Annotated in this window: 12 protein-coding genes and 1 tRNA gene; 5 read left to right on the forward strand and 8 right to left on the reverse strand. The window is 58.9% G+C overall.

Annotated features, from left to right (window positions below):
• Window positions 1–14: 14 nt before the first annotated feature.
• Window positions 15–158, reverse strand: coding sequence for a hypothetical protein (locus REA38_RS08675; protein ID WP_193568569.1), 144 nt, complete (start codon window positions 156–158; stop codon window positions 15–17).
• Window positions 159–371: 213 nt separating this feature from the next.
• Window positions 372–447, reverse strand: a tRNA-Ile gene (locus REA38_RS08680).
• A 146-nt stretch (window positions 448–593) separates the two neighbouring features.
• Here REA38_RS08680 and mug point away from each other — a divergent pair.
• A complete protein-coding gene (gene mug, locus REA38_RS08685) occupies window positions 594–1082 on the forward strand; it encodes a G/U mismatch-specific DNA glycosylase (RefSeq protein ID WP_103773168.1) in 489 nt (162 codons plus the stop codon).
• 74 nt (window positions 1083–1156) lie between these two features.
• Here the strand turns inward: mug and rpoD are convergent, their stop codons facing one another.
• The 3 genes from rpoD to rpsU all read right to left on the reverse strand — a co-directional run bounded on the left by rpoD (window position 1157) and on the right by rpsU (window position 5256).
• A complete protein-coding gene (gene rpoD, locus REA38_RS08690) occupies window positions 1157–2998 on the reverse strand; it encodes an RNA polymerase sigma factor RpoD (protein ID WP_033636080.1) in 1842 nt (613 codons plus the stop codon).
• A gap of 157 nt (window positions 2999–3155) precedes the next feature.
• Complete coding sequence (gene dnaG / locus REA38_RS08695; RefSeq protein ID WP_308885687.1) at window positions 3156–4904, reverse strand: DNA primase; 1749 nt, start codon at window positions 4902–4904, stop codon at window positions 3156–3158.
• Between the two features lie 136 nt (window positions 4905–5040).
• Window positions 5041–5256: a 30S ribosomal protein S21 gene (gene rpsU / locus REA38_RS08700; protein ID WP_001144069.1), complete on the reverse strand. Its 216-nt coding sequence runs from the start codon at window positions 5254–5256 to the stop codon at window positions 5041–5043.
• 325 nt (window positions 5257–5581) lie between these two features.
• Here rpsU and tsaD point away from each other — a divergent pair, with 325 nt between their 5' ends.
• Window positions 5582–6595, forward strand: coding sequence for a tRNA (adenosine(37)-N6)-threonylcarbamoyltransferase complex transferase subunit TsaD (tsaD, locus tag REA38_RS08705; protein WP_033649054.1), 1014 nt, complete (start codon window positions 5582–5584; stop codon window positions 6593–6595).
• A 30-nt stretch (window positions 6596–6625) separates the two neighbouring features.
• Here tsaD and plsY read toward each other — a convergent pair whose 3' ends face one another.
• Entirely contained in the window at window positions 6626–7264 is a 639-nt protein-coding gene (plsY, locus tag REA38_RS08710) for a glycerol-3-phosphate 1-O-acyltransferase PlsY (protein ID WP_308885689.1), read from the reverse strand.
• Window positions 7265–7371: 107 nt separating this feature from the next.
• Between plsY and folB the strand changes: the two genes are divergently transcribed.
• The gene (gene folB, locus REA38_RS08715) at window positions 7372–7731 is read left to right on the forward strand and encodes a bifunctional dihydroneopterin aldolase/7,8-dihydroneopterin epimerase (RefSeq protein WP_308885691.1); all 360 of its coding nucleotides are present in this window, start codon (window positions 7372–7374) and stop codon (window positions 7729–7731) included.
• A 136-nt stretch (window positions 7732–7867) separates the two neighbouring features.
• Window positions 7868–8692 (forward strand): undecaprenyl-diphosphate phosphatase, encoded by an 825-nt coding sequence (gene bacA / locus REA38_RS08720; RefSeq protein WP_041036750.1) that lies wholly within the window; start codon window positions 7868–7870, stop codon window positions 8690–8692.
• Between the two features lie 39 nt (window positions 8693–8731).
• On the opposite strand, the gene REA38_RS08725 is transcribed toward bacA, so the two are convergent.
• Both REA38_RS08725 and REA38_RS08730 read right to left on the reverse strand, forming a co-directional pair.
• Window positions 8732–9976: a multifunctional CCA addition/repair protein gene (locus REA38_RS08725; protein ID WP_308885693.1), complete on the reverse strand. Its 1245-nt coding sequence runs from the start codon at window positions 9974–9976 to the stop codon at window positions 8732–8734.
• 122 nt (window positions 9977–10098) lie between these two features.
• On the reverse strand, window positions 10099–10719 hold the full coding sequence (locus tag REA38_RS08730) for a TIGR04211 family SH3 domain-containing protein (RefSeq protein ID WP_019453078.1): 621 nt from the start codon (window positions 10717–10719) through the stop codon (window positions 10099–10101).
• A 278-nt stretch (window positions 10720–10997) separates the two neighbouring features.
• Between REA38_RS08730 and REA38_RS08735 the strand changes: the two genes are divergently transcribed.
• Window positions 10998–12305 (forward strand): inorganic triphosphatase, encoded by a 1308-nt coding sequence (locus tag REA38_RS08735; RefSeq protein ID WP_308885695.1) that lies wholly within the window; start codon window positions 10998–11000, stop codon window positions 12303–12305.
• Window positions 12306–12326 lie beyond the last annotated feature (21 nt).

Raw genomic sequence — 12326 nt, forward strand, 5'->3', positions numbered from 1 at the left:
TTGTTACGCTGCCGTTACTTCAATAAAAAAATCAAAGCAACGCACACTAGTACTGCGACAAATGGGCCTAGACCGATGTTGGCGAGTACCGTAATTAAACCGGTAACGGCAATCACACGTGCTGACAGCAGGTCTGAGCCCTTTTCAAAAGTATCCATTGACACCTCCGTCGGGGTCTTTGCCGGTCTCATGAAGAGTTGGGGGCAAAAGTTCAGACCCGTAGCACTTTCTTGTTCGCAGATGAACGGCTGCTACGACCCAACTGTACTGTAGGCATACGCCAATTCTTACTTACTAATACTTTTCCAAGGTATCCTATGAGTATCCTGGAAAAGTACGAAACTTGGTTTTTCACGTAACTATTTGAAATTTGGTGGCCCCTGTTGGGTTTGAACCAACGACCAAGCGATTATGAGTCGCCTGCTCTAACCACTGAGCTAAGGGGCCAAGCCGCGAGATTATAGGGAATCCTTAAGCGGCGGTCTACTGTTACTCGCCCGTATGTTGCTTTTCTGCACAGTTCTAGCCTGTTGTAATTGCTGGCGGATTTTGCGATAACCGCAGTAAATCCCTGCAATGGACTCACGACACTCATGGAACTTCTGGCGCCCAATCTGCGGGTGGTGTTTTGCGGCATCAACCCCGGTCTTTCTTCCGCCCATCAGGGCTATCCTTTCGCCAACGGCAGCAATCGCTTCTGGAAGGTGATCCATCAGGCCGGCTTTACCGAGCGCCAGCTGGCGCCGGAGCAGTGGCAGCAGTTGAAGGACAACGGCTGCGGCATTACCGCGCTGGTGGCGCGCCCGACGGTGGCGGCCAGCGAGCTGTCGCGCGACGAGCTGCGTAGCGGCGGTGAGGCGCTGCAAGAGAAGATCCTGCGCTATCAGCCGCGCGCGCTGGCGATTTTGGGCAAGCAGGCGTTCACCACCGCCTTCGGGGTGAAAAATGCGCCCTGGGGCAAGCAGACGCTGACGTTGGGGGAAACCGAGGTGTGGGTATTGCCCAACCCCAGCGGATTGAACCGCGCCACCCTGGAGCAGCTCACCGCCAGCTATCGCGAGCTGTTCCTGGCGCTGCAATGATGCGGCGAGGCGTATTCAGGGCATAAAAAAACCCCGGCAGGCCGGGGTTTTTGTTTTTGCTGCGGCAGCCGGACTTAGTCGTCCAGGAAGCTGCGCAGCACTTCGGAGCGGCTTGGGTGACGCAGCTTGCGCAGCGCCTTGGCTTCGATCTGACGGATACGCTCACGGGTAACGTCAAACTGCTTGCCGACCTCTTCCAGCGTGTGGTCGGTGTTCATGTCGATACCGAAACGCATGCGCAGCACTTTCGCTTCGCGCGCGGTCAGGCCGGCCAGCACGTCGTGGGTGGCGGAACGCAGGCTTTCCGAGGTCGCGGAGTCCAGCGGCAGCTCGAGGGTGGTATCCTCGATGAAGTCGCCCAGATGCGAATCTTCGTCGTCGCCGATCGGCGTCTCCATCGAGATTGGCTCTTTGGCGATCTTCAGCACCTTGCGGATCTTGTCTTCCGGCATCAGCATGCGCTCGGCCAGCTCTTCCGGCGTCGGTTCGCGGCCCATCTCTTGCAGCATCTGGCGCGAAATACGGTTGAGCTTGTTGATGGTCTCAATCATATGCACCGGAATACGGATGGTGCGCGCCTGGTCGGCGATGGAGCGGGTGATAGCCTGACGGATCCACCAGGTGGCGTACGTCGAGAACTTGTAGCCGCGGCGGTATTCGAACTTGTCTACCGCTTTCATCAGGCCGATGTTGCCTTCCTGAATCAGATCCAGGAACTGCAGGCCGCGGTTGGTGTATTTCTTGGCGATAGAAATAACCAGACGCAGGTTGGCCTCAACCATTTCTTTCTTCGCGCGGCGCGCTTTCGCTTCACCGATCGACATGCGACGGTTGATGTCTTTGACCTGCTCAATGGTCAGGCCGGTTTCTTCTTCGATCTGACGCAGTTTCTGCAGGCTGCGCTGCACGTCTTCGGCCACGTCTTTCAGTTTTTCCGACCATGGCTTGGCCATCGCCAGCGCGGCTTCGAACCAGGAATCGCTGGTTTCGTTGCCGGCGAACAGGGTGACGAAGTTTTTCTTCGGCATTTTGCACTGTTCAACGCACAGCTTCATGATGATGCGTTCCTGGGTGCGAACGCGGTCCATCATGGTGCGCATGCTGTTGACCAGGAAGTCGAACTGTTTCGGCACCAGGCGGAACTGCTTGAACACTTCGGACAGCTTCAGGATCTCGTCCGCGGCGCTGGCGTGGCTGCGGCCGTTCTTCTTGATCACCAAGCGCGTCGCTTCATACTGATCGCGCAGCTCGGCGAACTTCTGACGCGCCAGCTCAGGATCGATGCTGTTGTCGTCTTCGGTGTCGTCCTCTTCGGCATCCTCATCTTCTTCGTCGTCGTCTTGCTCTTCGCTCGACAGTTCGGAACCGATGTGGGTGGCGGTTGGGGCGATGTCCTCTTCCGCGTTAGGATCGACGAAGCCGGTGATCAGGTCGGACAGGCGCGCTTCGCCCGCTTCGACGCGATCGTACTGTTCAAGCAGGTAGGTAATGGCTTCCGGGTATTCGGCAACCGAGCACTGCACCTGGTTGATGCCGTCTTCGATGCGCTTGGCGATGTCGATTTCGCCTTCGCGCGTCAGCAGTTCGACGGTACCCATTTCGCGCATGTACATGCGCACCGGGTCGGTGGTGCGGCCGATTTCGGATTCCACGCTGGACAGAACCTGTGCAGCGGCTTCTTCCGCATCTTCGTCCGTGCTGTTCGAGTTTTCGGCGAGCAGCAGGTCATCGGCGTCCGGTGCTTCTTCCATCACCTGGATGCCCATGTCGTTAATCATCTGGATGATGTCTTCGATCTGATCGGAGTCGACGATATCTTCCGGCAGATGGTCATTGACCTCAGCATAGGTCAGATAGCCTTGCTCCTTACCACGGGTGACAAGTAGCTTCAGCTGTGACTGCGGGTTTTGCTCCATAAGACGGTATCCACACTTCAGAGTATTTAGGTTGGTGTCGGTCGGCGAAACCGCCAACAATAGCATTTGGGGCGTTTTCGTTATCGCCGCGGCCCACTATGGCGGCACTGTGCAGGGCTCTGCCCTCGCAATTATCGGCACTTAAGCCGTTTGGTATTCAGTTTTTCTTCGCTAAAACCTGGTTGAGGGAACGGACTTCTTCACGTTCCTCCGGGCTCAGGCCGCGCGTTCTGGCCTGGGCGATCAGCGTTTCCAGCCGTTGCTCGAGCACCGAGTCGTACAGGCTGGCCAACGTATCCAAAAAGGTCTGCTCGACCATATCCTCAACGATCATATGGTTCCAGGTCGCCAAGGTTTCAAGCTGCTGGCTGAATTTGTTGTCGCGATACAGCTCCAGCAATTGCCCGGTCGTCAGGCCCGGCTGCGCCAAACAGGTCTGCACCAGTTCGACGAACAGCGGCAATCCCGCCTGTTTGGTCTGCTCCAGCCCTTCAAGCGAAGGGATAAGTGTAGCCAACTGCGGATTTTGCACCAGTAGCCCTATCAGTATACGCATGGTTGTGCGTTTTAGCTGGGGCGCCTGATAAGGATTCGCATTTTCCGCCTGCTTGGGCATCAGCTTGTCGAGCTGGCTATCGTCCAGCAGCCCCAGCTTGTTGCCGAGCTCCTGGCGCAGGTACAAGCGCAACGTTTCGCCCGGCACCTGAGTAATCAGCGGCAGCGCCAGCGTGCTCAGCTTGGCGCGCCCGTCCGGGCTGCTCAGATCCACCTGCGGCAGCAGGCTTTCGAACAGGAAAGTGGACAGCGGCTGCGCCTGCTCCATTCGCTGTTCGAAGGCTTCTTTGCCTTCCTTGCGCACCAGGGTGTCCGGGTCTTCGCCGTCAGGCAAAAACATGAACCGCAGCTGGCGCCCGTCGTTCAGGTACGGCAACGCGGTTTCCAACGCCCGCCATGCCGCTTCGCGGCCGGCGCGGTCGCCGTCGTAACAGCAGACGACGTTGTCGGTGGCGCGGAACAGCAGCTGAATGTGTTCAGCCGTCGTCGAGGTTCCGAGCGAGGCGACGGCATAATCGATGCCGAATTGCGCCAACGCCACCACGTCCATATACCCTTCCACCACCAGCAGCCGCTGCAGGGTAGGGTGGTTCTGCTGTGCTTCATACAGGCCGTAAAGCTGGCGTCCCTTATGGAAAACTTCGGTTTCCGGCGAGTTCAGGTACTTCGGCATGCCATCGCCCAATACGCGGCCACCGAAGGCGATCACGCGCCCGCGTTTGTCGCGGATGGGGAACATCACCCGTTCGCGGAAACGGTCGTACGAACGCCCCTGATCGTTAGTCACCAGCATGCCGGCATCGTTCAATGCGCGGCGCGAGTCGGCGTCGCGGCCGAAACGCTTCAGGGTGTTGTCCCATCCCGCCGGCGCGAAGCCGATGGCGAAATGGCGAATAACGTCGTCACTTAATCCGCGCTGCTGCAAATAGCTGCGCGCCGGTGCCCCGGAGGACTGCTGCAGTGACTGTTGATAGAACGCGCTGAGCTGCTCCATCAGTTGGTACAGGCTCTGGCGCTGATGGCGTTCGATCTGGGTTGGCCCGGTGCCCGCTTCGTAAGGCACTTCCAGCCCGTGCATGGTCGCCAGCTCTTCGATGGTTTCGACAAACTCAAGCCGGTCGTAATTCATCAAAAAGTCGACGGCGTTGCCGTGCGCACCACACCCAAAACAGTGATAAAACTGCTTTTCGCCATTAACGGTAAATGAAGGCGTCTTTTCGTGGTGGAACGGACAGCACGCGTGGTAGTTCTTGCCTTGCTTCTTGAGCTTCACGCGGGCGTCGATCAGATCGACGATGTCGGTGCGAGCCAGCAAGTCATTGATAAATACGCGCGGAATTCGTCCAGCCATAAGCCCTTACTTCATTAGCCTATAAACGAGAACAAGCCGCGCATTCCTTTCGGAAAGCACGGCCTTCGTATGCAACTACTCGGTCTGCGCGATTTTGAAAATCAGAAATTCACGCGGTGGGGTTGCCCCCGAAGAATTAATACAGACGAGTGCGGCGTGCGTTTTCGCGAGCCAGTTTCTTCGCGTGACGTTTCACAGCAGAAGCTTTAGCGCGTTTACGTTCGGTAGTTGGTTTTTCATAAAACTCACGACGACGAACTTCAGCTAAAACACCCGCTTTTTCGCAAGAGCGTTTGAAACGACGCAGAGCAACGTCAAATGGCTCGTTTTCACGTACTTTAATTACCGGCATGTGCCTCTCACCTCAATAAAATTCGGTTTGCTGCTGGCCAAGCGCCAGCCTTTTCAAAATGGTGCGGAATTTTACTCCAATGGATGCTGCTTTGTAAAGCACCACAGCAAATTGAAACCCGCGTCGCTCTGCCGCAACGTGCGCAATTTTGCACCGGGCGCTGATTATAGACTAATCAGAAAAAAATGCTCGTGTTTAATCGCCTGGGCATTTTCTGGATGAATCATCGACATAGGTGCGAGCCGGTGACAAGATGCGCCGCGCTGGCGGTAAATACGGCGGAATGTGGTAGACTGGCGGCCGCACGTGAATGATGGGAAATGTAATGCGAGTACTGGGTATAGAAACGTCCTGCGATGAAACCGGAATTGCAGTGTATGACGATCAAACCGGTTTGTTGGCCAACCAATTATACAGCCAGGTGAAGCTGCACGCCGACTACGGCGGCGTGGTGCCGGAACTGGCCTCCCGCGATCACGTGCGCAAAACCGTGCCGCTGATTCAGGCGGCGCTGAAAGAGGCCAACCTGACCCCGGCCGACATCGACGGCGTGGCCTACACCGCCGGGCCGGGTCTGGTGGGGGCGCTGCTGGTCGGCGCGACCGTCGGGCGCGCGCTGGCGTTCGCCTGGAACGTGCCGGCGGTGCCGGTGCACCATATGGAAGGCCACCTGCTGGCACCGATGCTGGAAGACAATCCGCCGGCATTCCCGTTCGTCGCGCTGCTGGTCTCCGGCGGCCACACCCAGCTGATCAGCGTCACCGGCATCGGTGAGTATGAGCTGCTGGGCGAGTCGATCGACGACGCGGCCGGCGAAGCGTTCGACAAGACCGCCAAGCTGCTCGGCCTGGATTATCCCGGCGGGCCGATGCTGTCGAAGATGGCGCAGCAGGGCACGGCGGGGCGCTTCACCTTCCCGCGGCCGATGACCGATCGTCCGGGGCTGGACTTCAGTTTCTCCGGGCTGAAAACCTTCGCCGCCAACACCATCCGCTCCAACGGCAACGATGATCAGACGCGTGCCGACATCGCCCGCGCCTTCGAGGATGCGGTGGTGGATACGCTGGCGATCAAATGCAAACGCGCGCTGGAGCAGACCGGCTTCAAGCGCCTGGTGATGGCCGGCGGCGTAAGCGCCAACCGCACGCTGCGCACCAAACTGGCGGAGATGATGCATAAACGCGGTGGGGAAGTGTTCTATGCCCGCCCGGAATTTTGCACCGACAACGGCGCGATGATCGCCTATGCCGGCATGGTGCGCCTGAAGAGCGGCGCCAACCCGGAGCTGAGCGTTTCGGTGCGGCCGCGCTGGCCGCTGGCGGAATTGCCTGCGGTATAAAACAAAGGGCCGGATTATCCGGCCCTTCTGCTATTCGTCTTTCGGCTGGTCGCCGTTATCCGCGTCGTTTTTCTTCTTGCGCAGCTTGCCCCAGATCTTGCCTTCCTGGCCGCGCCACAGGCGCTGAATATTGTCGTGATGCCGCATCAGGATCAGGCAGGAGAGCATCGCTACCGGGAAGGTGAACTGCGGTTTGAACCACCAGACGTAGAACGGGGCGATCAGCGCGCTGACGATGGCGCCGAGCGAAGAGTAACCGCTGAGCAGCACCGTCAACAGCCAGGTACCGGTCATCAGGCCGGTCAGATCCCAGCCGATAGGCGCGATGGCGCCAAATGCCGTCGCCACGCCTTTACCGCCACGGAAGTGGAAGAACACCGGATAGATGTGCCCCAGACAGGCGGCGATCGCCGTCAGGCCGAGGTACAGCGGCGGCACATCGAGTTTGTAGGCCAGCCAGACCGGCAGCATCCCTTTCAGAATATCGAACACCAGCACCGCCGCCGCCGCCAGCCGGCCGCCGATGCGCAGGATGTTGGTCGCCCCGGGGTTTCCTGAGCCATGTTCACGCGGATCCGGCAGCCTGGCGATCCGGCAAACCAGGATCGCACTGGAAATCGAGCCGCACAGATACGCGAAGATAATCATGCCAAGCGCGGTAGCACTCATAACGCGGTTCCGTTTAATAATGGTCGTTTTACTCGCAACATCCATGGATAATACGCACATTCCGCTGGAAGTGGTATCCGGCAAGGCCAAAAACAGAGAATGAAGTGATGGATATCGTATTTATTGAAGAGCTTACCGTAATTACCACCATTGGCGTTTATGAGTGGGAACAGGGCATTCGTCAGAAGCTGGTGTTCGATATCGAAATGGGCTGGGATAACCGGCCGGCCGCCGCCAGCGACGACGTAACTGACTGTCTGAGCTATGCCGACGTCAGCGACGCCGTGATCCGGCACGTTGAATCGAACCGGTTCGCGCTGGTGGAACGCGTGGCGGAGGAAATATCCGAAATTTTGCTTCAGCGCTTCAATTCCCCGTGGGTCCGTATTAAGGTCAGTAAACCGGGCGCTGTAGCACATGCCAATCGGGTCGGCGTGATCATTGAGCGCGGCACTTGTCCCGCATGATTTTATGTCATCTGCTTGCAACGAAAGACCGTTAAGCTGGTCTTAATCCTGAGAATTGTTTTAGCGGCATTGTCTTTAAGCACTGCCGCTTTTTTATGTTTATGTTAGTCGCAAATTTATGGGGTGAGCGAAGCACATGACGGACATGCATTCACTGTTTATTGCGTTTGTTCTTGGGGTTGTCGAGGGATTAACCGAATTTCTGCCGGTGTCTTCCACCGGGCATATGATCATCGTTGGCGAGTGGCTGGGCTTTACCGGCGACAAAGCCAAGACCTTTGAAGTCATCATCCAACTGGGGTCGATCCTGGCGGTGGTAGTGATGTTCTGGCGCCGGTTGTTCGGCCTGATCGGCATCCATTTCGGCGGCAAGCCGGTGGAGCACGAGGGCAAAACCCACGGCCGGCTGAAGCTGGGGCACATCCTGTTGGCGATGATCCCGGCGGTGGTGCTGGGGTTGATATTCCACGATGTCATTAAATCGCTGTTCGCGCCGAAAAACGTGATGTACGCGTTGGTGGTCGGCGGCCTGCTGTTGTTAACGGCGGAATGGCTGAAGCCGAAGAAACCGCGTGCGGAAGGGCTGGATGACATCACCTACCGGCAGGCGTTTTTGATCGGTTGCTTCCAGTGCCTGGCGCTGTGGCCGGGCTTCTCCCGTTCGGGTTCCACTATCGCCGGCGGTATGCTGGTGGGCGTGAACCGCTATGCGGCGTCCGAGTTCTCCTTCATTTTGGCGGTGCCAATGATGATTGGTGCCAGCGGTCTGGATCTGTATAAGAGCCTGCACTTCCTGACCTGGGGCGACCTGCCGATGTTCGCCGTCGGTTTCGTTACTGCCTTCGTGGTGGCGCTGATTGCGATCAAAACCTTCCTGTCGCTGATCAAACGCATCTCGTTCGTGCCGTTCGCCATCTACCGCTTTATCGTGGCGGCCGTGGTTTACATGGTGTTCCTGTAAGCCCGATGCCAGGAAAAAACCCCGCTCTGCGGGGTTTTTTTATGCCTGATCGTTGAGGATGGTTTGATTGAGCTTCCAGTCGGCCAGCGCCTGCTGGCGACGGCGTTTGAGCTCGTCGCGGATCGCGGTGCCCTGCAGCCCGCTGGCTACCACTTCTTTAATAGATACCGCGTTCGCCACCTGATACGCCTGGCGCAGATAGTCGCCCTGCGGATAAGGATTCTCCTCAAAGCCGGTGCGGCCGCGCGCATCCGCTTCGCTGGTCAGGATCATCTGCTCCAGCCGTTGCGGTTTGCGCCAGACGTCGATGGCGTCGAGCAGCTTCAACAGGGTCTCCGGACGCAGCTTGTTCACGGTGTGGATCAAATCATGGTACTCGGCCACCAGCTTGCTCAAATCCCGTACCGGGTTGGGCACCCGCAGCCGCTGGCACAGCGCTTCGACCAGCCGCACGCCCGCCGGACCGTGGCCGTGGTGATGCGGCCAGAACTCTTTCGGCGTCAACCCTTTGCCGAGATCGTGGCACAGGGTGGCGAAGCGCACGTCCACCTCCGGCGTGAGGCGGGCGGCAATCGCCAACGCCATCAGCGTGTGTACGCCGGTGTCGATCTCCGGGTGCCACTTGGCGGGAGCCGGCACGCCGAACAGCGCGTCGATTTCCGGGAACAGCACCGCCAGCGCACCGCAATCGCGCAGCACCTGAAAATAGACCTGCGGGCTCTGGCTTTGCAGCGCCTTTTCGGTTTCCTTCCAGACGCGTTCGGCGGTCAGCGCGGCCAGTTCACCGCTGTGCGCCATCTGGCGCATCAGGGCGAGCGTTTCGTCGGCGATGCGAAAACCCAGATGGGCGAAGCGGGCATTGAATCGCGCCACGCGCAATACGCGCAGCGGATCTTCGCCGAACGCGTCGGAAACGTGGCGCAGCACGCGCGCCTGCAGATCGGCCACGCCGCCGTAAGGATCAATCAGCTCTCCTTCGGCGGAGCGGGCGATGGCGTTGATGGTCAGATCGCGCCGCAGCAGATCTTCTTCCAGCGTCACGTCCGGCGCGGCATAGCAGGTAAAACCGGTGTACCCCTGGCCGGATTTGCGCTCGGTGCGCGCCAGCGCGTACTCCTCGTGGGAGTCGGGGTTGAGGAACACCGGAAAATCTTTACCGACCTGCTGGTAGCCCAACGCCAGCAGCTCTGCCGGCGTGGCGCCCACCACCACCCAATCATGATCGACCACCGGAATATTGAGCAGGCTGTCGCGAACGGCGCCGCCGACCAGATAAATCTGCACTGTTGACTCCTGAATATCGTGTAAGGCTCTGTCTATCAGATTACATGAATTGGCCGCGGGATGTCGGCGCCAATGAAAAGGGCGCCCGCAGGCGCCCATACTCAAACTGAACGATACTGAGATCAGTTCATCCAGCGGTTGTTGTTCTTGCGGCGCGGGATCAGGTGCGGCAACAGCAGGCCCAGCAGCAAACCGACGCCGGCGACGCCGCCGCCGTACATGAACCACTGCAGGATAATGGTGCGCTGCTTGTCGTCGAGCTGCAGGTTAACGGCGTTGACCTTCTTCTGCGCGACCACCAGCTGGTTTTTCAGATCCTGGTTTTCCTTCTGCAGGCTGCTGATGGTGCTGTCGCTGCCCGCGACTTTTTCCTGCATTTCCGAGGTACGCTGGTTCCAGGTGTTGTCGATGTTGGCCAGCTTGTCGGTCAGGGTTTTCACCTGCTGTTCCAGCTCGGGCACGCGGGTGCGCAGGCTTGGCGTCTGGCTGAGCTGGTCGAGCGGGATCCAGGTGGTGCGGCCTTTCGGATCGCGGATCTGGCCGTAGTTGGTGCTGTCGTTGACGCTCAGCAGGGTCACTTCTTCACCGGCGTTGAGAGTGCCGACAATACGGTACTGATTACCTGGGCCGCTATGGACGTAAGTGCTTAACTCATCGGAGATATAGCGTTTATCTTCGGCATGTGCGGCCCAAGTGATGCTGAAGCTCAGCGCGGCAAGGCAAATCAGGCGTAATTTCTGCATTAGTTCATCGTTTCTGGGTGAATTTATGGAACGATAGTAGAGGGTTCAGTCTGACGACGCAACGCCAAAACCGGAATGAGAACTATCTTACTGTGGCTGATTCTGTGAGTTGCGCAGTGTTTTATAACGTAACAGGTTTTTTCTACAGTTAGCAGGGTTAAGGCGCCGGGAATCGCGGTAAGATAACGGCAACTGTGCGTCAGTGGGCAGCATACGGCGGGCCGAACGCGCCGCGCTGAAACCGACGTGAATGCATAACTTATTGGTGTTAAAGAATTATGACCGTTGAAATTGAACTGAAATTCATCGCCGCGCCGCAAGCGGTGGCCGCTCTGCCACACTGGCTCGCCGCCTGGCCGCATCAGCATTCCGCGCCGCAAAAACTGACCAACATTTACTTCGAAACGGCCGACAACTTCCTGCGCCGTCACGACATGGGGCTGCGCATTCGCGGTTTCGACGATCGCTATGAGATGACCATCAAAACCGCCGGTAAAGTGGTGGGCGGCCTGCACCAGCGCCCGGAATACAATGTCGCTATCGCCGAGCCGCAGCTGGCGCTGGCGCAGTTTCCTGCCGACATTTGGCCGCAGGATTGCGATATCGCAGCGTTGCAGCAGGCGTTGCAACCGCTGTTCCGTACCGATTTCGTGCGTGAGAAGTGGGTGGTTACTTACGGCCAAAGCGAGATAGAGATTGGCCTGGATCAGGGCGAGGTGCGCGCCGGTGATCTCAGCGAAGCCTTGAGCGAGATCGAGCTGGAGCTGCTGAAAGGCAATACCGCCGATCTGCTGGCGTTGGCCGGTGAGCTGGCGGCGCACGACGGGCTGCGTCAGGGCTGCCTGAGCAAGGCGGCGCGCGGTTATCACCTGGCGCAGGGCAATCCGCCGCGTGAGGTGCGCCCGCTGCGGGTGCTGAAGCCGGCGGCGAAGGCGACCGTCGAACAGGGGATGATCGCCGCCTTCGAGCTGGCGCTGAGCCACTGGCAGTACCATGAAGAGCTGTGGCTGCGCGGCGACGCGCAGGCGCGCGCTTCGGTGATTGAGGCGGTCGGCACGATCCGCCAGGCGCTGGTGATCTTCGGCGGCCTGGTGCCGCGCAAGGCCAGTGCCGATCTGCGCGCCCGCCTGACCGAGCTCGAGCCGCTGTTGGCGGACAAAGCCGCGCAACCAGAGAGCCTGTGCTACAGCGCGGCCTACCTGCAATGTAAGTTAGCGCTCACATCATGGCTGGTGAGCGGCGCCTGGCGGCCGTTTATTGACGCCAAAGGGCAGGCCAAGCTGGACGGTTCTTTCAAACGCTTCAGCGACATCATGCTGGGGCGCAGCGGCGCGGAGCTGAAAGAGGCCTTCAGCCGTACGCTGAACGAAGATGAATATCAGGAACAATTGCCGCGCCTGACGCGTCAGATTTCGGCGCTGGTCCTGCTGTCGGGCGCCTACCCCGACGAGCAGACCGGCCCTTATATCGAGGCCTGGCGCGAACTGCAGGCGGCGCTGAGCGAGCGCCGCCAGGGCTGGTATGAAGCCAGCCGCAAACAGGCCTTATCGCATGCGCCATTCTGGTTAAACGGCGCGCTTCGTTAATCAAGCCGGCCCGCCAGCCGT

This window comes from Serratia sp. MF1(2023), assembly GCF_030954545.1.
GTDB classification, from domain to species: Bacteria; Pseudomonadota; Gammaproteobacteria; order Enterobacterales; family Enterobacteriaceae; genus Serratia; species Serratia sarumanii.

Excerpts from the sequence above, each read along its gene's own strand:
- REA38_RS08675 (WP_193568569.1), bottom strand. The coding sequence starts at position 158 with ATGGATACTTTTGAAAAGGGCTCAGACCTGCTGTCAGCACGTGTGATT.
- mug (WP_103773168.1), top strand. The coding sequence starts at position 594 with ATGGAACTTCTGGCGCCCAATCTGCGGGTGGTGTTTTGCGGCATCAAC.
- rpoD (WP_033636080.1), bottom strand. The coding sequence starts at position 2,998 with ATGGAGCAAAACCCGCAGTCACAGCTGAAGCTACTTGTCACCCGTGGT.
- dnaG (WP_308885687.1), bottom strand. The coding sequence starts at position 4,904 with ATGGCTGGACGAATTCCGCGCGTATTTATCAATGACTTGCTGGCTCGC.
- rpsU (WP_001144069.1), bottom strand. The coding sequence starts at position 5,256 with ATGCCGGTAATTAAAGTACGTGAAAACGAGCCATTTGACGTTGCTCTG.
- tsaD (WP_033649054.1), top strand. The coding sequence starts at position 5,582 with ATGCGAGTACTGGGTATAGAAACGTCCTGCGATGAAACCGGAATTGCA.
- plsY (WP_308885689.1), bottom strand. The coding sequence starts at position 7,264 with ATGAGTGCTACCGCGCTTGGCATGATTATCTTCGCGTATCTGTGCGGC.
- folB (WP_308885691.1), top strand. The coding sequence starts at position 7,372 with ATGGATATCGTATTTATTGAAGAGCTTACCGTAATTACCACCATTGGC.
- bacA (WP_041036750.1), top strand. The coding sequence starts at position 7,868 with ATGACGGACATGCATTCACTGTTTATTGCGTTTGTTCTTGGGGTTGTC.
- REA38_RS08730 (WP_019453078.1), bottom strand. The coding sequence starts at position 10,719 with ATGCAGAAATTACGCCTGATTTGCCTTGCCGCGCTGAGCTTCAGCATC.
- REA38_RS08735 (WP_308885695.1), top strand. The coding sequence starts at position 10,998 with ATGACCGTTGAAATTGAACTGAAATTCATCGCCGCGCCGCAAGCGGTG.